Origin of the sequence: Burkholderia sp. SRS-25 (assembly GCF_004343765.1) — a bacterium.
Taxonomy (GTDB): Bacteria; Pseudomonadota; Gammaproteobacteria; order Burkholderiales; family Burkholderiaceae; genus Burkholderia; species Burkholderia contaminans.
In genome coordinates this window covers 1-22,386 of record NZ_PTXM01000004.1, presented here as the reverse complement: position 1 = coordinate 22,386, position 22,386 = coordinate 1, and the positions used below count along the sequence as shown (strand labels likewise).

20 protein-coding genes are annotated in these 22,386 nt (G+C 66.8%); 15 read left to right on the top strand and 5 right to left on the bottom strand.

Annotation, left to right across the window (positions count from 1 at the left end):
* Window positions 1-97 precede the first annotated feature (97 nt).
* The 4 genes from garD (at window position 98) to C5O79_RS04690 (ending at window position 3,440) form a co-directional block, all read left to right on the top strand.
* Window positions 98-1,651, top strand: a complete 1,554-nt coding sequence (gene garD, locus C5O79_RS04705) for a galactarate dehydratase (RefSeq protein WP_047851211.1) — start codon at window positions 98-100, stop codon at window positions 1,649-1,651.
* Window positions 1,652-1,880: 229 nt separating this feature from the next.
* Window positions 1,881-2,273 carry a nuclear transport factor 2 family protein gene (locus C5O79_RS04700; protein ID WP_047851210.1) on the top strand — a complete coding sequence of 131 codons (393 nt, stop codon included), beginning with the start codon at window positions 1,881-1,883 and terminating at the stop codon, window positions 2,271-2,273.
* A gap of 79 nt (window positions 2,274-2,352) precedes the next feature.
* The gene (locus C5O79_RS04695) at window positions 2,353-2,808 is read left to right on the top strand and encodes an RbsD/FucU family protein (protein ID WP_034187820.1); all 456 of its coding nucleotides are present in this window, start codon (window positions 2,353-2,355) and stop codon (window positions 2,806-2,808) included.
* 194 nt (window positions 2,809-3,002) lie between these two features.
* A complete protein-coding gene (locus tag C5O79_RS04690) occupies window positions 3,003-3,440 on the top strand; it encodes a DoxX family protein (RefSeq protein ID WP_039367803.1) in 438 nt (145 codons plus the stop codon).
* Window positions 3,441-3,543: 103 nt separating this feature from the next.
* Here C5O79_RS04690 and C5O79_RS04685 read toward each other — a convergent pair whose 3' ends face one another.
* Together C5O79_RS04685 and C5O79_RS04680 are read right to left on the bottom strand one after the other, a co-directional pair.
* Window positions 3,544-4,854 carry an MFS transporter gene (locus C5O79_RS04685; protein ID WP_122476882.1) on the bottom strand — a complete coding sequence of 437 codons (1,311 nt, stop codon included), beginning with the start codon at window positions 4,852-4,854 and terminating at the stop codon, window positions 3,544-3,546.
* Window positions 4,855-5,180: 326 nt separating this feature from the next.
* Window positions 5,181-6,317, bottom strand: coding sequence for a branched-chain amino acid ABC transporter substrate-binding protein (locus C5O79_RS04680; protein ID WP_046546380.1), 1,137 nt, complete (start codon window positions 6,315-6,317; stop codon window positions 5,181-5,183).
* Window positions 6,318-6,979: 662 nt separating this feature from the next.
* On the opposite strand from C5O79_RS04680, the gene C5O79_RS04670 reads away from it, so the two are divergent.
* Window positions 6,980-7,774 (top strand): AraC family transcriptional regulator, encoded by a 795-nt coding sequence (locus tag C5O79_RS04670; protein WP_039367798.1) that lies wholly within the window; start codon window positions 6,980-6,982, stop codon window positions 7,772-7,774.
* A 78-nt stretch (window positions 7,775-7,852) separates the two neighbouring features.
* Here C5O79_RS04670 and C5O79_RS04665 read toward each other — a convergent pair whose 3' ends face one another.
* Complete coding sequence (locus tag C5O79_RS04665; protein ID WP_039367795.1) at window positions 7,853-8,116, bottom strand: hypothetical protein; 264 nt, start codon at window positions 8,114-8,116, stop codon at window positions 7,853-7,855.
* A gap of 288 nt (window positions 8,117-8,404) precedes the next feature.
* On the bottom strand, window positions 8,405-10,297 hold the full coding sequence (locus C5O79_RS04660) for a sugar phosphate isomerase/epimerase and 4-hydroxyphenylpyruvate domain-containing protein (RefSeq protein WP_131931210.1): 1,893 nt from the start codon (window positions 10,295-10,297) through the stop codon (window positions 8,405-8,407).
* Between the two features lie 256 nt (window positions 10,298-10,553).
* On the opposite strand from C5O79_RS04660, the gene aroQ reads away from it, so the two are divergent.
* The 3 genes from aroQ to C5O79_RS04645 are packed head-to-tail and all read left to right on the top strand — an operon-like array spanning window position 10,554 to window position 13,241.
* Window positions 10,554-11,009 (top strand): type II 3-dehydroquinate dehydratase, encoded by a 456-nt coding sequence (gene aroQ / locus C5O79_RS04655; protein ID WP_039339247.1) that lies wholly within the window; start codon window positions 10,554-10,556, stop codon window positions 11,007-11,009.
* Window positions 11,006-11,860 (top strand): shikimate dehydrogenase, encoded by an 855-nt coding sequence (locus C5O79_RS04650; RefSeq protein ID WP_047851205.1) that lies wholly within the window; start codon window positions 11,006-11,008, stop codon window positions 11,858-11,860. The genes aroQ and C5O79_RS04650 overlap by 4 nt, the downstream gene beginning before the upstream one ends.
* A gap of 37 nt (window positions 11,861-11,897) precedes the next feature.
* Window positions 11,898-13,241 carry an MFS transporter gene (locus C5O79_RS04645; protein WP_047851204.1) on the top strand — a complete coding sequence of 448 codons (1,344 nt, stop codon included), beginning with the start codon at window positions 11,898-11,900 and terminating at the stop codon, window positions 13,239-13,241.
* 106 nt (window positions 13,242-13,347) lie between these two features.
* On the opposite strand, the gene C5O79_RS04640 is transcribed toward C5O79_RS04645, so the two are convergent.
* Entirely contained in the window at window positions 13,348-14,457 is a 1,110-nt protein-coding gene (locus tag C5O79_RS04640; protein WP_122476877.1) for a 2-aminoethylphosphonate--pyruvate transaminase, read from the bottom strand.
* A 259-nt stretch (window positions 14,458-14,716) separates the two neighbouring features.
* Between C5O79_RS04640 and phnS the strand changes: the two genes are divergently transcribed.
* The 7 genes from phnS to C5O79_RS04605 are packed head-to-tail and all read left to right on the top strand — an operon-like array spanning window position 14,717 to window position 22,002.
* Window positions 14,717-15,805 (top strand): 2-aminoethylphosphonate ABC transporter substrate-binding protein, encoded by a 1,089-nt coding sequence (gene phnS / locus C5O79_RS04635; RefSeq protein ID WP_046546140.1) that lies wholly within the window; start codon window positions 14,717-14,719, stop codon window positions 15,803-15,805.
* 34 nt (window positions 15,806-15,839) lie between these two features.
* Window positions 15,840-16,943 (top strand): 2-aminoethylphosphonate ABC transport system ATP-binding subunit PhnT, encoded by a 1,104-nt coding sequence (phnT, locus tag C5O79_RS04630; protein WP_131931208.1) that lies wholly within the window; start codon window positions 15,840-15,842, stop codon window positions 16,941-16,943.
* Window positions 16,921-17,841 (top strand): 2-aminoethylphosphonate ABC transporter permease subunit, encoded by a 921-nt coding sequence (locus C5O79_RS04625; RefSeq protein ID WP_122476875.1) that lies wholly within the window; start codon window positions 16,921-16,923, stop codon window positions 17,839-17,841. The genes phnT and C5O79_RS04625 overlap by 23 nt, the downstream gene beginning before the upstream one ends.
* Window positions 17,831-18,691 carry a 2-aminoethylphosphonate ABC transport system, membrane component PhnV gene (gene phnV / locus C5O79_RS04620; RefSeq protein WP_046546137.1) on the top strand — a complete coding sequence of 287 codons (861 nt, stop codon included), beginning with the start codon at window positions 17,831-17,833 and terminating at the stop codon, window positions 18,689-18,691. The genes C5O79_RS04625 and phnV overlap by 11 nt, the downstream gene beginning before the upstream one ends.
* Window positions 18,688-19,995: a phosphonoacetate hydrolase gene (gene phnA, locus C5O79_RS04615; protein ID WP_131931206.1), complete on the top strand. Its 1,308-nt coding sequence runs from the start codon at window positions 18,688-18,690 to the stop codon at window positions 19,993-19,995. Before phnV ends, phnA begins: the two co-directional genes overlap by 4 nt.
* Window positions 19,992-21,446: a phosphonoacetaldehyde dehydrogenase gene (gene phnY, locus C5O79_RS04610; protein ID WP_122476870.1), complete on the top strand. Its 1,455-nt coding sequence runs from the start codon at window positions 19,992-19,994 to the stop codon at window positions 21,444-21,446. Before phnA ends, phnY begins: the two co-directional genes overlap by 4 nt.
* Window positions 21,447-21,450: 4 nt before the next feature.
* On the top strand, window positions 21,451-22,002 hold the full coding sequence (locus tag C5O79_RS04605) for a phosphonate degradation HD-domain oxygenase (protein WP_046546134.1): 552 nt from the start codon (window positions 21,451-21,453) through the stop codon (window positions 22,000-22,002).
* The last annotated feature ends 384 nt before the right edge of the window (window positions 22,003-22,386 follow it).

The following is a 22,386-nucleotide window of genomic DNA, read 5'->3' as shown; positions in this document are numbered from 1 at the left end:
TAGGGTCTTTCCGGGTAAGGGTTTACGTAGCATCGCCGATTCCGGCTGAATGTCGTATGATGACTAACAATATGGCCGATAGCCTCCTGGAATTCCGATGACTGCTTCCCCGCTCTATATCCGTGTGCATCCGGACGACAACGTCGCGATCGTCGTCAACGACGGCGGCTTGCCGGAGGGCGCGACGTTCGCCGATGGGCTGACGTTGCGCGAAGGCGTGCCGCAGGGGCACAAGGTCGCGCTGGTCGACCTCGCGGCCGGCGACCCGATCGTCCGCTACAACGTGGTGATCGGCTATGCGCTGGTCGAGCTGCGCCGCGGCAGCTGGGTCAACGAACGCACGATGCGCATGCCCGAGCCGCCGGGGCTTGACGACCTGCCGCTCGCAACACGCGCCGCGCCGCCGCTGCCGCCGCTCGAAGGCTATACGTTCGAGGGCTTCCGCAATGCCGACGGCTCGGTCGGCACGCGCAACATCCTCGCGATCACGACGACCGTGCAGTGCGTGTCGGGCGTCGTCGAGCACGCGGTGAAGCGGATCAAGGCCGAGCTGCTGCCGCGCTATCCGAACGTCGACGACGTGGTCGGTCTCGAGCACACGTACGGTTGCGGCGTGGCGATCGATGCGCCCGACGCCGACATCCCGATCCGCACGCTGCGCAACATCAGCCTGAATCCGAATTTCGGCGGCGAGGTGATGACCGTGAGTCTCGGCTGCGAGAAGCTGCAGCCCGAGCGCCTGCTGCCGCCCGGCACGATTCCGGTCGCGGCCGACGGTGCGACCGACAACGGCGGCGTGGTGTGCCTGCAGGACGCCGCGCACGTCGGCTTCAACTCGATGATCGACTCGATCATGAAGATGGCCGAATCGCACCTCGAGCGGCTCGACCGCCGCCGCCGCGAGACGTGCCCGGCATCGGATCTCGTCGTCGGCGTGCAGTGCGGCGGCAGCGACGCGTTCTCGGGGCTCACCGCGAACCCGGCCGTCGGCTTCGCGGCCGACCTGCTGGTGCGCGCGGGCGCGACGATCATGTTCTCCGAGGTGACGGAAGTGCGCGACGGCGTCGCGCAGCTCACGTCGCGCGCGGCGAACGAGGACGTGGCGCGCGAAATCATCCGCGAGATGGACTGGTACGACCGCTACCTGCAGCGCGGCCGCGTCGACCGCAGCGCGAACACGACGCCCGGCAACAAGAAGGGCGGCCTGTCGAACATCGTCGAGAAGGCGATGGGCTCGATCGTGAAGTCGGGCAGCGCGCCGATCGCAGGCGTCGTGCGTCCCGGCGATCGCGCGAAGCAGAAGGGGCTGCTGTACGCGGCGACGCCCGCGAGCGACTTCATCTGCGGCACGCTGCAGCTCGCGGCCGGGATGAACCTGCACATTTTCACGACCGGCCGCGGCACGCCGTACGGCCTTGCACAGGTGCCGGTGATCAAGGTCGCGACGCGCAGCGACCTCGCGCGGCGCTGGCACGACCTGATGGATCTCGACGCGGGGCAGATCGCGACCGGCGCGGCCACGATCGAGGACACCGGCTGGGCACTGTTCCGGCTGATGCTCGACGTCGCGAGCGGCAAGCGCCGCACGTGGGCCGAGCAATGGAAGCTCGCGAATGCGCTGACCCTGTTCAATCCGGCGCCGGTGACCTGACGCGAGCGGCCGCTGCCGCCGAAAGATGCGGGCGCCTTCGGGCGCCCGTTGTCATTGCGGCGGCGAATTCACGATCCGGCGCATGCAGCACCTCTTGCGCGGACGGTGCGAATTCCTTACCTGTCACGTAATCGACCGCCCGCACGAGGCCGGCGACGATGTCTGCACGCGAACACGCAACATGCCACGTTCGCGACATCGTCCTCTCATCGACACAAGGAGCCTCGCCATGAACACCGCCCCCTCCGCATCTTCCGTTCACGCCGACCTGATCGACCGCTACATCGACGCGTGGAACGAACCCGACGTCACGCGCCGCCGCGCGCTGATCGATGCGACCTACGCGAGCGACGCGGCCTATCGCGATCCGCTGATGGCCGGCGACGGCCACGCCGGCATCGATGCGATGATCGCAGCCGTGCAGGCGCGTTTCCCCGCGTTCCGCTTCCGCCGCACGACCGACGTCGACGGCTTCGGACAGCACCTGCGGTTCTCGTGGGCGCTCGTGTCACCCGACGGCGCGGCGATCGTGAAGGGTTCGGACTTCGGCACCGTCGACGCTTCGGGCCGCCTCGCGTCGGTCACGGGTTTCATCGACGAAATGCCGGCCGCGGCGTCGTGACGTGAGCGATGCATGCGCAGCGGCCGCCGGGATCGGGTAACGTTATGCGATTCGTTCTTGATCCCGGAGACTAGCCGACATGCTGAAGAATCTCGACCCGCTGCTGCACGCCGACATCCTGCACACGCTGCGCGCGATGGGCCACGGTGATGAAATCGCGATCTGCGATGCGAATTTCCCGGCGGAATCCGTCGCGGAGCATACGGTGGTCGGCCGCGCGTTGCGGATCGACGGCGCCGATTCGGCGCGCGTCGTGCGCGCGGTGCTGTCCGTGCTGCCGCTCGACACGTTCGTCGACACGCCCGCATGGCGGATGGAAGTCGTCGGCGATGCGGCGGCGGTGCCGCCGGTGCAGCGCGAAGTGCAGGCCGAGATCGATCGCGCGGAAGGGCGCGCGGTGCCGCTGACCGGCGTCGAACGTTTCGCGTTCTACGAGCGCGCGCAGCAGACGTATGCGGTGATCGTCACCGGCGAGCTGCGCGGCTACGGCTGCTTCATCTTCAAGAAGGGCGTGTTGTTGAGCGACGCGGGCTAAACGCCTTTTCGTCCCGCTGCCTTCGCGGCCGCGCGGCCGCGGTCGTGTAAAGATTTGCTACAACCTTTTTCTTGGACACGGCCGAAACTCTGTCTATGCTGGCCCATTTGCCGCGGGCCCCGCTGGGTCGCGCGGCGCTGAACCGCCCGGGCGCGTCCCGCGCGGACGGCCGAATTGCATACGAGGAGAGAGGCATGACGCGTTCCGTCGATTCCGGCGTCATTTTTTTCGCGCGCCTGGCGCTGGCGGCGTTGTTCCTGTGGGGCGGCGTGATGAAGCTGCTCGGCTACGGCGATTTCATCGGCTACCTGCATGGGCTGAACGTGCCGTATCCGCAGGTGATCGGGCCGATCGTCGTCGCGATCGAAGGGCTCGGCGGGTTGCTGCTGATCGTCGGCTACAAGGTCAGACCGCTCGCACTGCTGATGGCGTTCTATACGGTCGCGACCGCGATGGTCGGGCACAATTTCTGGGACGCGACGGACGCCGCGGTCCAGCACGAGATGGTGATCCATTTCTGGAAGAACATCGCGATCGCCGGCGGCTTCCTGCTGCTGTTCGTCACCGGCGCCGGCGGCGCGAGCATTGACGGCCTGCGTCGGCCGAGCACGACGTACGGCAGCCTGCGCTGATCGCGCATACCCGCGCCGTTGCCGTTGCGCTGAAGCAAAACAAAAGGGCCGAATCCCGCGGGATTCGGCCCTTTGTTCATGGAGCGCGCGTGCGCGCCGGCGCTCAGTGCGTAGCCTTCACGTCCTTCGCATCCTTCGAGAACTGCACGGCGATCGCGCCGAGCACGCAGATCGACGCGACGTACACCACCGGTGCGAGCGGATTCGACTTCATCATCAGCGACACGATCACCGGCGTGAGGCCGCCGAAGATCGCATACGCGACGTTGTACGAGAACGAGATGCCCGAGAAGCGCACGACGGCCGGGAAGCTCTTGACCATCACGAACGGCACCGCGCCGATCGTGCCGACCATGAAGCCCGCGATCCCGTAGTAGAGCGGCAGCGTCGACGCGTCGGCCGCGACCTGCACGAACAGCAGGTAGTAGCACGCGGCCAGCCCGATGCCGCCGATGCCGAGCACGCGCTTCGCGCCGATCCGGCCCGCGAGCGAACCCGCGGTGATGCAGCCGGCCGTCAGGCACAGCGTCGCGATGCTGTTCGCGAACAGCGTGGTTGCGGGCGCGAGGTGGAACTGCTTCTGCAGCAGCGCGGGCGTCATCAGGATCACGACGACGATCGCGGCCGACAGCATCCACGTGAGCAGCATCGACACGATCACCGCGCGGCCGTGGTCGCGCAGCACGGCCTTCAGCGGAATCTCGGCCGCGAGTGCCTTCTTCGCCTTCATCTCGGCGAACACCGGCGTTTCATGCAGCCAGCGGCGCAGGTACACCGAGAACAGGCCGAATACACCACCGAGCAGGAACGGGATGCGCCACGCGAACGCGCCGACTTCGGCGCTCGAGTAACGGCTGTTGATGCCGGCCGCGACGAGCGAGCCGAGCAGGATGCCGGCCGTGAGGCCCGCGGTCAGCGTGCCGCACGCATAGCCGATGTGGCGCGACGGCACGTGCTCGGACACGAACACCCATGCGCCCGGCACTTCGCCGCCGACGGCCGCGCCCTGCAGCACGCGGAACAGCAGCAGCAACACCGGCGCGAGGATGCCGATCGTGTCGTAGGTGGGCAGCAGGCCCATCAGCAGCGTCGGCACGGACATCATCAGCACGCTCAGCGTGAACATCCGCTTGCGGCCGAACAGGTCGCCGAAGTGCGCCATGATCACGCCGCCGATCGGGCGCGCGAGATAGCCGGCCGCGAAGATGCCGAACGTCTGCAACTGGCGCAGCCAGTCGGGGATGTCGTGCGGGAAGAACAGTTGCCCAATCGCCGGCGCGAAGAACACGAAGATAATGAAGTCGTAGAACTCGAGGGCGCCGCCGAGTGCGGCGAGGCCAAGGGTCTTGTAGTCGCTGCGCGTGAGCGCGCGTTCGGCGGCGCGAGGCACGCCGCTCAATTCGGAAGCTTGCATGGTCAGGACGATCGGTTTTGGAATGGTGTTGTCGGTGCTGCGTCTCCAGGGCCCGCTTTTCGGCATGGACTGACAAGGCGCGGCTTGCGTCGTCGAAGCGTGCCGCGTGCGGGGTGAGGCACGAAACACGCACCGCCGCACCGGGATGGGGCGCGGCGGGGACGAAGCGTCAAAGCGGGTGGGGGGATTCTACAGGAGCGCGAAATGAGCCCGTGTGGGCGCGCGCCGAGGAACGGTTCGGATCGCGAAGCCGAAGCTGAAGCGGACGCAACGGCGCGCGCGGCCGGTGAGCCGCTGACGCGCCGCGCGGGGCAGGGCTTTGCGTATCAGTTGCCGGCGATCGTATCGACCGGCTTGAACGCGCCGTGCTCGACCTTGTAGATCGTCACCGGCGCATCCCTCAGGTCGCCCTTCGTGTCGTACGCGATGCTGGGGGCCGACACACCCTTGACCGACACCTTGCCGAGATACGGCGTGTACACCTTCGGGTCGGTCGAGTTCGCGTCCTTCATCGCCGTGAGCAGCGCGATCGTGCCGTCGTACGAGTATGGCGAGTAGGTGATCACGTCTTCGTTGAAGCGCGCCTTGTAGCGTGCCGCGTAGCCGGCGAAGCCCGGCATCTTTTCCTTCGGCAGCCCGCCCATGTAGACGATCGCGCCTTCGGCCGCGTCGCCGCCGACTTTCAGGAACGTCGGCGAACGCGACATCTCGCCCGTCACGAACGCCGACTTCATCCCGAGCTGTCGCATCTTGCGGATCATCGGCGACGATTGCGCATCGCCGCCGCCGTAGAAGATCGCGTCCGGGTTCATCCCCTTGAGGTTGGTCAGGATCGCGGAGAAATCGAGCGCCTTGTCGTTCGTGAAGTCGCGCTTGATGATCGTGCCGCCCGCTGCTTCGACGGCCTTCGCGAATTCGTCGGCAATGCCCTGGCCGTAGGCCGTGCGGTCGTCGATGATCGCGATGCGCTTGAAGCGCAGCGTCTTCACCGCGTACGTGCCGACGATGCGGCCCGCCTGCGCGTCGCTCGTCAGCAGCCGGTAGGTGGTCTTGTAGCCGCGCGCGGTGTATTGCGGCGACGTGGCCATCGAGATTTGCGGCAGCCCCGCGCGATCGTACAGGTCGGACGCGGGAATGCTCGTGCCCGAGTTGAAGTGCCCGATGATCCCGCGGACGTTGTCGTCGATCAGCCGCTGCGCGACGGTCGTGCCCGTGCGCGGGTCGGCCTGGTCGTCCTGCGAATCGAGCTGGAACGTGACGGGCTTGCCGCCGATCGTCGGACGCGTTGCATTGAAATCGGCGATCGCGAGTTGCACGCCCTTCTGCATGTCCGTGCCGTAGTTCGACTGCGGGCCGGTCAGCGGTGCGGCGAAACCGATCTTGACGACGTCGGCGGCCATGGCGTGCGCGCCCGACAGTGCGCAGGCGGCGGCCAGCGCGACGTGCGATACCTTCAGCTTCACTTTCACTTCCCCTTGATGGCGTGGTTGGGCCGCCGCCGGCTGGCGTGCCGGCGCCGGTAAACCGGGCGAGACGGTTCGGTCGGCAGGCCGGTGCGAGGGCCGTGCGTGCTTGCCGCGTGCTGCCCGGGGCTGTGCCGAAATCGGCGCACATGATGGCCGATGCCGCAGGCCATGCATGCCGATTGCTGCAGCGGCGTGAGGTCGTCTCGTGACCGTGAAGCGAAGTCTAGTCAGCGAAAATGCGCGCGTCTTGCGCGTTCGATGCGCGGCCGGCGACGATATCGGCATATCGTCGATAACCCTGATATATGCTGAAATCGTCATGCCGAATGCGCAAACGCGCCAAGACGCTGCACGTTCGCATTTTTATGCTGGCGAGTTCGAGCGTGCGGTGCCGGTGTGCGAATGCGCCAGTCCGCGCGCGGCATGTCGGCCCCGGCGCACGCGTGGTTGTCGCGTCGACGCGCGCGGCCTTTCGATCGGCCACCGCACGCTCGGCGCAGTGGTTGCGCACGCAACGTATGTTGCGTGACGATGCCGGCCGACCGGCGGCGCGCTGCGTCGGCCGCCGCCACCTTGCCCGCCTTTGCGATCGGCGCGACGCGATCGAAGGGGCGCTTCTATAATCGACGCCATCTGCCACTCGCATTGCGGTTGCCGGGATGACGCCCTTGCTTGCCGTACCGACCATGAGCCTGTCAGAACCGTTGCGCTACCAGCCCGACAACGCCGATTTCGGCGCGATGCTTGCGCACTTCCGCCTGCTCGAACCGGTGTTCGACGCACTGCCGGACGTCGCATTCTTCGTGAAGGATGCGAGCGGCCGCTACGCGATCGTCAATCGCACGCTGGCGATGCGCTGCGGCTACAAGGACAAGCGCGACCTGCTCGGCAAGACGGCCGACGAGGTGTTTCCACGCCGCTTCGGCCGCAGCTATTTCGAGCAGGACATGGCGACGATCAACGCCGGCCAGCAACTGATGGACCAGCTCGAACTGCACCTGTATCCGGGCCGTCAGCCGGGCTGGTGCCTGACCTGCAAGGAGCCGCTGCGCGACGCCGCGGGCAGGGTGGTCGGCCTCGCGGGCATCTCGCGTGACCTGAAGGCGCACGAGGGATCGCATCCGGCGTACAGCCGGCTCGCCGATGTCGTCCAGCACATCCAGGATCACTACGTGCAGCCGCTGAACCTGAAGCATCTCGCACAGATGGCGGGGATGTCGGTCGCGCAGCTCGAACGCTACTTCCACAAAGTGTTCCACCTGACGCCGCGCCAGGTGCTGCTGAAGACGCGCCTCGATGCGGCCACCGCGCTGCTCGTCACGCACGACAAGGTAACCGACGTCGCGGCGCTATGCGGCTATACGGACCACAGCGCGTTCACGCGCCAGTTCAAGGCGACGGTCGGCGTCACGCCGACGGAATACCGGCTGATGCTGCAGGAGCGGGCAGGGTGACGCGACACGCCGAAAGGGCCGGCGGGTCGCTGGGATCGGGGTGCTGCGGGAAAGCGGGACAGGGATGAAAACGGCGGCTCAGCGGTAGCCGAGCCCTTTCAGGACGGCGGTGCCGTCTTCGGTCAGCCGGAAGCTGGGTGCCGTTTCGGTGTCGAGCTTGACCATCTCGACGAGACCGGCCTCCTGCAGCGCAGGCAGTTCGGGTTTGGCATTGGCGCCGATCGGTGCGTGCAGCAGCACGAGCAGCGTCGCGATTTCATGATGACTGAGCAGGCGGCGCAGCATCGTCTTCTTTGCAGGGGGCGCGGCCGGGCGGCCCGCGGGTGCTTCTACGGCGCTCATCGCTTTCCTCCTTTTCGAGATAACCATCGGGTACTGGTTGCGGATGGTGCCGTCGAAGACTTAAGCGATTCTTAAAGCCGCGGTGGGCGACGCAATGCTGCGCTGCGGTACGGGTTACCGGATGTAACGCCATATGGAATGCGGTTTCCGGCTTGATCGCGGCCAGCCGCGCGGGCGGGCGCGCGGACGCGTGATTCACCACGATGGTGCGCGCGGGATGCGGCCCTCCGAAGCAGCCGCGGACCACGAACGTGATTTGCCCGTTAAATCCGCGTCTGCTTCGTTCCCTTATTTTCTGCGCTGGGCCTGTGCGGCGAGCCGCACGGCCGCATTCGTCGCGCCGTAGCCGTCGTATCCGCCGCGCCGCTCGACGATCTCGAGCGAGAAGCGGTTGTCGACCAGTTCTGTATACGCATGCAGGAATTCGCCGCCGTGCTCGTCGCGGTCATACAGCAGGTGATGCGTGCTCAGCGTGTCGATCAGCTCGTCCGAAAGCGCGTAGCGTGCGGCGAGATCGTCGTAGTAGTTCGGCGGAATGCGCAGGAACGGAATGCCGTCGGCCGCGAATGCGGCGATCGTCTTCACGATGTCGTCGGTACGGAACGCGACGTGGTTCAGCCCCGTGCCGTGGTAGCGGTCGAGCGATTCGGCAACCGCCGTGTGGCGGTCGACCGACGCGTTCAGCGCGATCCGCACCGAGCCGTCCGCGCTGCGCACCGCACGGCTGCGCATCAGCCCGTACGGATCGGGCACGAGCCAGCTGCGCTCGGCCTCGAAGCCGAATGCCGTCTTGAAGAACAGGATCCACGTATCGAGCGCGTCGGCCGGCAGCGCAAGGCACACGTGGTCGATGCCGGTCAGCGGGCCGACTTCGCTCGGGCCGTCGATGTCGGTCAGCACGAAGTCCGATTCGTACAGCGTCGGCGCGTTCGGCGCTTCGTCGACGAAGTACTCGAGGCTGCCGTCCGGCGCCTGCACGCTCGGCAGCACGCGTTCGTTCGGCCCGACGCGGCCGGAGAACGGCGCATAGCCGAAGCCGGCGGCGCGTTCGAACGCCACTTTCGCGTCGTCTACGCGGAATGCCGATGCACACAGCGACAGCCCGTGCTGCTGGAAGAACGCGTCGGCGAACGAGTCGCGCTCGGCGTTCAGCACGATCGACGCGGCGCCGTGCTGGAACAGCGTCACGTCCTTCGACCGGTGGCGGCCCGCGAGCCGGAAGCGCATCCGGCCGAGCCATTCGCCGACGGTCGCCGCCGCCTGCGCGTCGACCGCGAATTCGATGAACTGAAACCCGACGTGTGCGGGCGGCGCGGGTGGCGCGAACAGCGGCTGGGCGGCGGCCGGCGCGCGGCCGTCCTGCGCGAGCCGCTCGCGCGTCAGTTCTTCCAGGTAGAGCAGCGAGCGATGGCCGTCGGCGGCCGTGATCGCGGTCGGCGCCGCGCGGAAGCCGTCGTTGAAGATCTCGAGCGACAGCGGCCCCGTATAGCCCGACTCGATCACGCGCGCGGTGAAGCGTGCGAGGTCGAAGTCGCCCTGGCCCGGGAACGAGCGGAAATGGCGGCTCCATTCGAGCACGTCCATCACGAGCTTCGGCGCATCGGCGATCTGCACGAACGCGATCCGGTCGCCGGGGATGTCGGCGATCGCGTCCGGCGAATCGTCGAGCGACAGCGTGTGGAAGCTGTCGAGCGCCAGGCCGAGGTGCGGGCTGTTCACGGCATTCACGAGTTTCCACGCATGGCCGTACCGCTTCACGACGCGGCCCCACGCGAGCGCTTCGTACGCGGCGACCACGCCGGCCTGCCGGGCGGCTTCGGCAAGCGCGCCGAGCTGGTCGACGAGCAGCCCGTCGTCCGCGATCGTGTCCGCCGACACGTTGCTGCACACCAGGATGCGGTCGGTGCCGAGCGCATGCATCACGTCGAACTTGCGCTTGATCCGGTCGAGGTTGCGGGCGAGCTGGGCCGCGCTGACCCCCTCGAAGTCGCGAAACGGCTGGAACAGCACGATGTCGAGGCCGAGATCGGCGGCCATGCGCCGGACGTCGGCCGGCGATCCATCGAAGTAGACGAGGTCGTTTTCGAAGATTTCGACGCCGTCGAAGCCAGCGGTCTGGACGGCGGCGAGCTTCTCGGCGAGCGTGCCGGACAGTGACACGGTGGCGATCGAGCGCTGCATGGGCGATTCCTGAGGATGAGCGGGCATGGCGTCGGCCGAACCGACCCTGAATGAACCAGTCGTTGAGTTCCTGACGGGCACCATATCCCGAATTTACTAGGCTAGTGATGCATATTGTACAAACTAACTAGATGGTACAAATTAGCGAAAACCCGAAAAGACAGCCCGCTTGCACGGGCGCACACTAGCGCCACATTCCGATGTCTTCGGGGCGGCGCCGATCGTGGTCTGCCCCTGTTTCAGGAGCAGAAACACGATGAGCAAGCACAAGGTGCTCGTGCTGAACGGCCCGAACCTGAATTTGTTGGGCACACGCGAGCCCCATATCTACGGCGCGGAAACGCTTGCCGACGTCGAGCAACGCTGCCGTACGGCGGGCGAGGCGCTCGGGCTGGAAATCGAGTTCCGCCAGTCGAACGCCGAGCACCAGCTGATCGACTGGCTGCATGCCGCGCGCCACGACACGCACGGCATCGTGATCAACCCGGCCGCCTATACGCATACGTCGGTGGCGCTGGCCGACGCGCTTTCCGCGATCGCGAAGCCGGTGATCGAAGTGCATATCTCCAACGTCCATCGCCGTGAGGCGTTCCGCCACCATTCCTACGTGTCGGCGCTCGCCGAAGCCGTGATCTGCGGCTGCGGCACCGAAGGCTACGTGTTTGCGCTGCAGCGTCTGGCGACGCTGTTCGCGCAGGGGGCCGCACGATGAGCCGCCCGTCGTTTCTGATCGGCCTGATCGGCCAGGGCATCGGCGGCTCGCTGTCGCCCGCGATGCACGAGGAAGAGGGGTTCCGCCAGGGGTTCGGCTATGTCTATCGGCGCATCGATCTCGACGTGCTCGGCGTGACCGTCGACGCACTGCCGCAACTGCTCGATGCCGCGCAGCGGATGGGCTACAACGGCCTGAACATCACGCATCCGTGCAAGCAGCGCGTGATCGAGCACCTCGATGAACTGTCGGACGATGCGCGCGCGCTCGGCGCGGTGAACACCGTGCTGTTCAAGGACGGCAAGCGGATCGGCCACAACACCGACTGGTCGGGTTTCGCGAAATCGTTCCGCCGCGGGTTGCCCGGCGCGTCGCTCGAACGTGTCGTCCAGCTGGGTGCGGGCGGCGCGGGCGCGGCCGTCGCGCATGCGGCGCTGCAGATGGGCGCGGCCGAACTGACGATTTTCGACGTCGACGGCACGCGCGCCACCGCGCTCGCGGCCGAATTGCAGCAGCGTTTCCCTGCCGCCCGGGTCACGCCGGGCAGCGATCTCGCGGCCGCGATGCGCGCGGCGACCGGCCTGATCCACTGCACGCCGACCGGCATGGCCAAGCATCCGGGCCTGCCGCTGCCGGCCGACCTGCTCCACGCGGGCATGTGGGTGGCCGACATCGTGTACTTCCCGCTCGAAACCGAACTGATCCACGCGGCGCGCGCGGCCGGCTGCGCCACGCTGCCGGGTGGCGGGATGGCCGTCTACCAGGCCGTCGACGCGTTCGAGATCTTCACCGGACGCACACCCGACGCAGAGCGGATGTTCGACCACTTTCAGTCGCTCGTCGCGCGCTGACCCCCTTATAGACACAGAAAGAGACCAGGAGACGACCATGCAGCACACCACCCACACGAGCGCCGCGCCGGCGCAGGCGTCCGGCACCGTCCGGCGCACTTCGGCGCGCTACAAGATTCTCGCGCTGCTCGCGATCGGCACGATGATCAACTATCTCGACCGCACCGTGCTGGGGGTGGCTGCGCCGCAGCTCACCAAGGAGCTCGGCATCAACGCAGCCGTGATGGGCATCATGTTTTCCGCGTTTTCGTGGACGTATGTCGCGATGCAGGTTCCCGGCGGCCTGTTCCTCGACCGCTTCGGCAGCAAGATCACCTATTACTGGTCGATGACGCTGTGGTCGCTGTGCACGTTCCTGCAAGGCTTCGTGCCGGGCATCGCGACGCTGCTCGCTTGCCGGCTCGGCCTCGGCGTGACGGAAGCGCCATGCTTCCCGACCAACAGCCGCGTCGTTGCGACGTGGTTCCCGCAGAACGAGCGTGCGATGGCGACGGGTACCTACACCGTCGGCGAGTACATCGGCCTCGCGTTCTTCAGCCCGGTGCTGTTCGCGCTGATGGGTGCGTTCGGCTGGCGCTCGCTGTTCTGGGTCGTCGGCGCGGTTGGTATCGTGTTCGGCCTGGTCTGGTGGAAGTTCTATCACGAGCCGCGCAACCATCCGGGTGCGAATTCGGAGGAGCTGGCCTATATCGAGGCGGGCGGCGGTCTCGTGCACGGTGCGCGCAAGAGCGGCGACAAGGGCGACAAGCCGGCGCAGGCCAAGTTCAGCTGGTCGATGGTCGGCCAACTGGTGAAGAAGCGCCAGCTCGCGGGCATCTGCCTCGGCCAGTTCGCCGGCAACTCGACGCTCGTGTTCTTCCTGACCTGGTTCCCGACCTACCTCGCCACCGAACGCCACATGGGCTGGCTGAAGATCGGCTTCTTCGCGGTGATGCCGTTCATCGCCGCGTCGGTCGGCGTGATGTTCGGCGGGATTTTCTCCGACTGGCTGCTGCGTCGCGGCAAGTCCGCAAACCTCGCGCGCAAGCTGCCGATCATCGCGGGCTTGCTGCTCGCATCGACGATCATTCTCGCGAACTACGTGCAGAGCAACGAGGCCGTGATCGCGATCATGTCGGTCGCGTTCTTCGCGCAGGGGATGGCCGCACTCGGCTGGACGCTCGTGTCGGACATCGCACCGGACGGCCTGCTCGGCGTCACGGGCGGCATCTTCAACTTCGCGGCGAACCTCGCGGGGATCGTGACGCCGCTCGTGGTTGGCTTCATCGTCGCATCGACCGGGTCGTTCGTCGGCGCGCTCGTGTTCATCGGCGTGATCGCGCTGGTCGGCGCGGCATCGTACATCTTCGTCGTCGGCGACATCAAGCGGATCGAGCTGTAAGCACCGGCTCCACGCAGATCCTGTGCGTTAGCCCGGCAGCCGCAAGGCCGCCGGGCTTTTTTGCATGCGCGCGCCGGTCGATCTGCCGGCTGGCGCGGTACGGCGCTTACGCACGCTGCACTGCGATGCCGAGCGATTCGACCGCCTGCGCAATGGCCGCGACTGCGCGGCGGATATCGTTCGAGTCGATTGCGCCGATGCAGCCGACACGGAACGTTTCGAGCTGCGTGAGCTTGCCTGGATACAGGATGAAGCCCGCGTCGCGCACCGCGTCGTAGAAGTGGCGGAAATCGTAGGCCGGGTGGTCGGGCGCGTGGAACGTGACGATCACCGGCGCCTGCACGCTCGCATCGAGGAACGGCGTGAAGCCGAGCGCGTGCATCGATTCGACCAGCGTCCGGCAGTTGTCCACATAGCGCGCGCCGCGCGCCGGCTGGCCGCCTTCGGCGAGATACTGGTCGAGCGCGGCGCGCAGCGCGGCGATCACGTGTGTCGGCGGCGTGAAGCGCCACTGGCCCGTCTTGCGCAGGTATGCGTACTGATCGTGGAGATCGAGCGCGAGCGACGGCGAGTTGCCTTCGCTCGCGTCGAGCGCGTCGTGCCGCACGATCGCGAATCCCATCCCCGGCACGCCTTCCAGGCATTTGCCGCTCGCCGAGATCAGCGCATCGATGCCGCTGCCGGCCAGCGTGATCGGCAGCGCGCCGAATGAACTCATCGCGTCGACGATCAGCCGCTTGCCGTGGCGTCGGCACACGGCGGCGATGTCGTCGAGCGGGTTCAGGATGCCGGCGCTCGTCTCCAGGTGCACCTGCGCGACGTGCGTGATGCGCGGCTCGCGCACGAACGCGGCTTCGATCGCGGCCGGATCGACGGCCGCGTCCTCGCCGAACGGCAACGCGATTGCTTCGACACCGAGCCGGCCGAGGATCTTCAGGATGCGCGCGCAGTACGCGCCGTTGTCGGGCACCAGCACGACGCCGTCATGCGGCACCAGCGTGCCGAGCGCGGCTTCCACCGAGAACGTGCCGCTGCCCTGCATCGGCACGCACACGTACTCGTCGCCGCCGTGCGCAATCGCGACGAGGTCCGCGCAGACGCTGGCCGTCAGTTGGTTGAAAGCGGCATCCCATGAGCCCCAGTCATGTTGCATTGCGTGGCGTGTTGTGGCGGACGTGGTGAGCGGGCCAGGCGTAAGAAGAATCGGATCGGACATGGTTTTCCTCTGCAAAGGTCGGAAGAAACGCCGGAACGCATTTCTGAATGACTTGCATGATATTGGCAAAATGTGTCATTTTTTGGAAATTGCCGCATTCGTCACGGGTTTGTCATCGAACGCTGTGATCCTTCGCTTGCCGCGCGAAACCTAACCTCGGCGCGGTAGCGAGGCGGGCCGTCGATCGGCCTTGCCCGGAGATAACAGGAGAGCCGGATCGTGCCCCGGCCATTTGGTGTTCCGCCTACGGAGAAGTCAGATGACACTGCAGAAACCCTCGCGCACCGCTGCCGGTGCGTTCCGCAAGCTTGCGCTGGCCGCCAGCGTCGCCGGTCTGATGGGCGCCGCGCTGCCTGCCCATGCGGCGAGCGCGGTCGTGCTGTATACGGCAGACGGTCTCGAGAACCTCTATCGCGATGTGCTGCCGGCTTTCGAGAAGAAGGAAGGCGTCAAGGTCAACATCGTGACGGCGGGCAGCGGTGAAGTCGTCAACCGTGCGAACATCGAGAAGAACTCCCCGAAGGCCGACGTGATCGTCACGCTGCCGCCGTTCATTCAGCAAGCTGGCCAGATGGGCCTGCTGCAGCCGTACCAGAGCGTGAACTACAAGAACGTACCGGCCATCGCGAAGGCCGAAGACGGCACGTGGGCGACGTTCGTGAACAACTACTTCTCGTTCGCGATCAACCCGGACGTCGTGAAGAACCAGCCGAAGACGTTCGCCGACCTGCTCGCGCCGGCCTACGCCGGCAAGGTTGCGTACTCGAACCCCGCCACCGCCGGCGACGGGATGGCCGTGCTGATCCTGACGACGTCGCTGATGGGCGAGGACAAGGCGTTCGACTACCTCGCGAAGCTGTCGCAGAGCGTGAAGTTCCACACGAAGGGCACGGGCTACCTGAACGTGCTGCTGTCGCGTAACGAAATCAGCGTCGCGAACGGTGACCTGCAGATGGACCTCGACGATGCCGAACACGGCGCGCTGTCCGTCAAGCCGATCTTCCTGGCCGGGAAGGAAGGCGACCAGCCGACCACGTTCCAGCTCCCGTACGGCATCGGCCTGATCAAGAGCGGCCCGAACCAGGACGCCGGCAAGAAGCTGATCGACTACCTGATGTCGACGGAAGTGCAGTCGAAGGTGCCGGACATGTACGGCATCCCGGGCCGCACGGACGTGCCGCTGGCCGGCAAGAACGGCGAAGCGGTCAAGAAGGCGATCGCGGGCGTGAAGCTGATCCCGGTCGACTGGGCCCAGGTGATGGCGAAGAAGCCGGTGTGGATCGAGCGCTGGAAGAAGGACGTGATCGGCAGCTCGGGCAAGCAGCTCGACGTCGTCAAGCCGAAGTGATCGGCGCACGCCGCCTGTATTTGTGAGCGAGAGGATGAACCCGGTGGAAACCACCCTGACCCATCCCGGCGCATTCGGCGCCGCCGAACCGCGCGCAACGTTGCGGTCCGGCGCGCCGGGCGGCGTGCAGATCGAACACCTGAGCGTGCGCTACGGCGCACGCACGGTGCTGGAAGATCTGTCGCTGTCGATCGGCGCCGGTGAATTTTTGACCGTGCTCGGCAAGAGCGGCTGCGGCAAGACCACGCTGCTGCGCTTCATCGCCGGGTTCGTGAAGGCCGACGGCCTGACCGGCACGCTGACCGTTGCCGGACGCGACCTGACCTACGCGCCGCCGCACAAGCGCAATCTCGGTCTGCTGTTCCAGAATTACGCGCTGTTCCCGCACTTGTCGGTGTTCGAGAACGTCGCATTCGGGCTGCGCGCACGCGGCATGGCGTCGTCGGAAGTGACGCGCCGCGTCGCCGATGCGCTGAAGCTCGTGCAGCTCGGCGATGCGGGCCATCACCTGCCCGCGCAACTGTCGGGCGGGATGCAGCAGCGCGTCGCGCTGGCGCGCGCGCTCGTGATCGAGCCGGACGTGCTGCTGCTCGACGAGCCGCTGTCGGCGCTCGACGCCAACCTGCGCGCGTCGGTGCGCAGCGAACTGAAGGCGCTGCACGAGCGTTTGCCGAACCTGACCGTCGTCTGCGTGACGCACGATCGCGACGACGCGCTCGTGCTGTCCGATCGCGCGCTGCTGATGCGCGACGGCCACATCGCGCAGCTCGGCACGCCGCAGCAGCTGTACGACGCGCCGCAGGACGGCTACGTCGCGCGCTATCTCGGCCCGGCCAACCTGCTGCCGCCGCACGTGATCTTCCCGCTCGGCGATCCGCGCCACGAAGTGCGCGACAAGGTGGCCTGTGTGCGCCCCGAGCGCCTGACCCTGATGCCGCTGGCCGCGGGCGGGCTGCACGGCACCGTATCGTCCGTCGAATGGCAGGGCGCGGACCTGTCGATCGCGGTCACGATCGATGCAGCCCCCGACGAGCCCGTGCGCGTCACGATGCAACGCGGCCGCGGTGCGGCTCCCGAGCGCGGTGCGCGCGTTTCCCTGCATTGCGAGGCAGACGATGTCGTCCTTATCGAGCCCTGAAGCCGGCCTGCCGCCGCACGTGCTCGCGTCGGCCGCCGCGCACGCCGCCGCCGCGCGGCGCCGCAAGCGCATGGGCGACCTGCACCTGGCGGCGCTCGCGATCATCCTGCTGGGCCCGCTCGTCGTCTATCCGCTGATGCGGCTCGTGCTGCTGAGCGTGTCGGGCGACCACGGGCTGAGTTTCGCCGCATACCGTACGTTCTTCGGCAACCCCGATACGCGCAGCGTGCTGCTGACCACACTCGGCGTGCTGTTCGCGAGCGCCGGCACCGCGTCGGTGCTCGGCGTGCTGCTGGCCGCGCTGCTGTTCTTCAAGCCGTTTCCGGGCGCATCGCTCGTCACGCGTTTCCTGGAACTGTACGTCGCGTTCCCGTCGTTCCTCGTCGCGTTCACGCTGATCTTCCTGTACGGCTCGCAAGGCTCGGTCAGCATTGCGCTGCAGCATCTGTTCCATCTCGAGAATCCGCCGCTCGACTTCCTGTTCGGCATCGGCGGCGTGATCCTTGCGCAGACCGTGTTCTATACGCCGTTCGTCGTGCGCCCGACGCTCGCGTCATTCGCGACGCTCGACCTGCGGCTGATCGAAGCCGCGCGCAGCCTCGGCGCGTCCGGCTGGATGCTGGCGCGCCGCGTCGTGCTGCCGATCGCGTGGCCGGGCATCGCCGCCGGCACCGTGCTGTGCTTCCTGCTGACATTGAACGAATTCGGGATTCTGCTGGTGCTCGGCAGCGCGCGGCTCGTGACGCTGCCGGTTGCGATCTACAGCAGCGCGACGGTCGACCTCGACCTGCCGACCGCGTCGGCCGGCGCGGTCGTGATGCTGTCGCTGTCGCTGGCGCTGTATGCGGTTTATCGCCGGGTGAACCGGCGTGCGACGGGAGGAAACGATGTCCGCTGAATTTCGTATCGGGCAAGCGGTGCCGCGCCATCAGATCGGCTGGGGTGACACGGTGCTCAAGCATGCGTCGCGCGCGGCGCTCGCGCTGGCCGCGTTCGCGTGCTTCTGGCTGTTCGTGTTGCCCGTCATCGTTGTCGCGCTCTCGAGCGTGGCGACGCAGTGGTCGGGCACGATTCTGCCGGCCGGCTACAGCCTGCGCTGGTTCGAGCGGCTCGGGTCGCCGGAATACGACGCGCTGCTGACGAGCCTGGAAATCGGCTTCGGCGTGTCGGCGGTCGGCACGATCCTCGGGCTGTGGCTTGCGCTGGCGCTCGAAGGGCGCGACCGGCGCGGCCTCGGCGCGGTGGTCGACGCGCTCGTGATGGTGCCGAACGGTGTGCCGAGCGTCGTGCTCGGGCTCGCGGTGCTGATCGCGTATCACCAGAAGCCGGTCGACCTGTCGAGTTCGGCGGCGATCGTCGTGCTCGTGCAGCTCGCGCTGATTTTGCCGTTCTGCTATCGCTGCGCGGCCGCCGCGCTGCGCCCGGAGCTGACCGTGCTGCGCGAAGCGGCGGCAAGCCTCGGTGCACCGCCCGCGATGGTGCTGCGCCGCGTGCTGCTGCCGCAGCTCGTGCCGGCGCTGCGCGCGAGCCTCGCGCTCGGCTTTGCGCTGTCGCTCGGCGAGCTCGGCGCGACACTCACGGTTTATCCGCCGGGCTTCGCGACCGTGCCGATCGTCGTGATCGGCCAGGTGGAGCGAGGGTATTACCTTCCGGCATCGGCACTGTCGCTGCTGATGCTCGGCGCGTCGCTCGCGGCGCTGCTGCTGATCGCTGCGCGCGTGCCGCGCGGCAAGCGGGTGGCATCATGAACGCCGCGTTCGCATTGCGCCAGCCGGGTGAAGCGTCGGCAGCCGGCACGTCGACGGGTCTCGCGGGACGTTCCGTCGACGTCAACGGCCGGCACTACCGGCTGCCGGTCGAGCCGACCATCGTCGTCTGCGTCGACGGTTGCGAGTACGACTATCTCGAACGGGCGGTGGAAGCGAGCGTCGCGCCGTTCATCGGCCGGATGATCGCGGAAGGCACGGCCTGGCGCGCTGATTGCGTCGTGCCGACCTTCACCAACCCGAACAACCTGTCGATCGTCTGCGGCGTGCCGCCGTCGGTCCACGGGATCTGCGGCAACTATTTCTGGGATCCGGCCGCCGACGGCGGGCGTGGCGCCGAAGTCATGATGAACGACCCGGCCTACCTGCGGGCCGGCACGCTGCTCGCGGCGGCGTCCGACGCCGGTGCAAGGGTCGCTGTCGTGACGGCGAAGGACAAGCTACGCCGGCTGCTCGGCTGGCAACTGAACGGCATTTGCTTTTCGGCCGAGAAGGCCGCGCAGGCGAATCTCGCCGAAAACGGGATCGTCGACGTGCTCGACTGGGTTGGCCTGCCGTCGCCGGACGTCTATAGCGCGGCGTTGTCCGAATTCGTGTTCGCAGCCGGCGTGCGGCTTGCGCAGACGCGCCAGGTCGACCTGATGTACCTGTCGACCACCGATTACGTGCAGCACAAGTGCGAGCCGGGGAGTGCCGGCGCGAATGCGTTCTACGCGATGATGGACGGCTACCTTGCGCAGCTCGACGCGCTTGGCTGGGCGATCGGCCTCACGGCCGACCACGGGATGAACGCAAAGCACGATCCCGCGACGGGCCGGCCGAATGTCATCTATCTGCAGGACGCATTCGACGGCTGGTACGGCGCGCAGGCTGCGCGCGTGATCCTGCCGATCACGGATCCGTACGTCGTGCACCACGGTGCGCTTGGCTCGTTTGCGACCATCTATCTGGCGCCGGGCGTCGACCGGGCCGAGGCGATGTGGCGCGTCGGCGGCCTCGACGGCGTCGAGCTCGTGCTCGACAACGCGGAAGCCGCTGCACGTTTCGAACTGCCGGCCGACCGGATCGGCGATCTCGTCGTAATCGGCCGCCGCGACATGACGCTCGGCACGCGCGAGCGCGAACACGATCTGTCGGGCCTCACGGTGCCGCTGCGTTCGCATGGCGGCGTGTCGGAGCAGGAAGTACCGCTGCTGTTCAATCGCCGTATCGAGCCGGCCGATCCTGCGCGTCGCCCGCGCAACTTCGACGTGTTCGATTTCGTGCTGAACCGGGTCGCGACATGATGGCTCATCCCCGACACGATCACCCGGCGTTTCGCGCGGAGGCGCTGCGCTGGTGCGGCACGCGCGCGACGCGGGAACGCACGCTCGACGTGATGGACCCGTATACGGGCACGCGTGTCGGGACGGCGCCGCTGGCGAGCGTCGACGATGTGCGCGCGGCATTCGACTACGCGATGGCGTACCGGCCGACGCTCACGCGGTACGAGCGTTCGCAGATCCTCGAGCGTGCGGCCGCGCTGCTGCGCGAGCGCACCGAGGAAGCGTCCGACCTGATCACGCTCGAATCGGGGTTGTCGAAACAGGACTCGCGTTACGAAATCGGCCGCGTCGCCGACGTGTTGAAGTTTGCGGCGGTCGAGGCGTTGCGCGACGATGCGCAAAGTTTCTCGTGCGACCTGACGCCCCACGGCAAGGCGCGCCGCGTGTTCTCGCAGCGCCAGCCGCTCGACGGTGTGATCGTCGCGATCACGCCGTTCAATCATCCGATGAACCAGGTGGCGCACAAGATCGCGCCGGCGATCGCGACCAACAACCGCGTGATCGTGAAGCCTTCGGAGAAGGTGCCGCTGTCGGCGTTCTACCTGGCCGACCTGCTTTACGAGGCCGGTTTGCCGGAGCCGATGCTGCAGGTGCTGACCGGCGATCCGCGCGAGATCGCGGACGAGCTCGTCACGCACCCGCATGCGTCGCTGATTACCTTCACGGGCGGCGTGGCGATCGGCAAGGCGATTGCCGCGCGGGCGGGTTACCGCCGCATCGTGCTGGAGCTCGGCGGAAACGATCCGCTGATCGTCCTTGACGATGCCGATCTCGAACGCGCGGCGTCGCTGGCCGTGCTTGGCTCGTACCGGAATTCGGGCCAGCGCTGCACGGCCGTCAAGCGGATGCTGGTGCAGCGTTCGATCGCGCCGGCGTTCACCGAATTGCTCGTTGAGAAGACGCGCGCATGGAAGTACGGCGATCCGTTCGATCCCGCCAACGAAATGGGCACGGTGATCGACGAGGAAGCGGCGCGGCTGTTCGAGGCGCGAGTGGAAGAGGCGGTCGCGCAGGGTGCGCGCGTGCTGACCGGCAACGTGCGGCGCGGCGCGCTGTATGCGCCGACCGTGCTCGACAACGTCGATCCATCGATGACGATCGTGCGCGAGGAGACCTTCGGCCCGGTGTCGCCGGTGATCGCGTTCGACACGATCGACGACGCGATCCGGATCAGCAACGGAACGGCGTTCGGGCTGTCGTCGGGCGTCTGTACGGACAGCACGGCGGCGGTCGTGCGGTTCGTGAACGAGCTGAACGTCGGCACGGTGAATGTATGGGAAGTGCCCGGATACAGGATCGAGCTGTCGCCGTTCGGCGGGATCAAGGATTCGGGGCTCGGTTACAAGGAAGGCGTTCAGGAGGCGATGAAGAGCTTCACGAACCTGAAGACGTTTTCGCTGCCTTGGGAGTGAATGAATGGCATTGACGGTGGAAGAGATCCACGGGCTGTATCGTGAGCATGGCCATGTGGCCTATAGCGGCGAGCCGGTCACGCAGCTCGAACATGCATTGCAGAGCGGATTGCTGGCCGAGGAGGCGGGGGCTGACGAAGCGCTGGTCGCGGCGGCGTTCCTGCATGATCTCGGGCATTTGCTGAATCGCCAGGGCGAGACGCCGAGCGCGCGCGGGATCGACGATCTGCATCAGTATTACGTGCTGCCGTTCCTGCGGCCGCTGTTTTCCGATGCGGTACTGGAGCCGATCCGGCTGCACGTCGACGCGAAGCGCTGCCTGTGCCGCACGGACGCCGGCTACTTCGACAGCCTGTCGCCGGACTCGGTGCGCAGCCTCGCGCTGCAGGGCGGCATCTTCAGTGATGAGGAGACAGCGGCGTTCCTGCAGCGGCCGTTCGCAGAGGACGCACTGCGTCTGCGCCGCTGGGACGATACGGCGAAGGAAGAAGGCAAGGTGACGCCAGATCTCGATCACTATATGGAGATCGTCGCGCGCCAGGTGCGCGCCGTCTGACGGATCGGCTGCTTCTATATAAGGCCCCGCACGCGGCAGCGTGCGGGGCCTTATATTTTTTGAGAAACCTCTTGCGCAGATCGAAGCGGGTGCTTAGAATCACGCCTCTTTCGCGCTAACGGAAACACGGCGCGGGAGAAGGGAAGCAGGGTTGGCGGTGTGCTGGAGTCTGAAGCGCGCAGCCGGCCTGGAAGTTGAGCCCCGCAGTCGCAACGATGTAGTGTAAAAAGTTGTTGACGAACTGCGAAACACGGTTCATAATCTCGCTTCTCTGCTGCTGAAAACGCAGCGCTGCCGGGAAACACGAAGTTCCTCGCAGAATGCTCTTTAAAAATTAACAGCCGATAAGTGTGGGCGCTTGATGGAAGCGAGCTGATCCTCGGA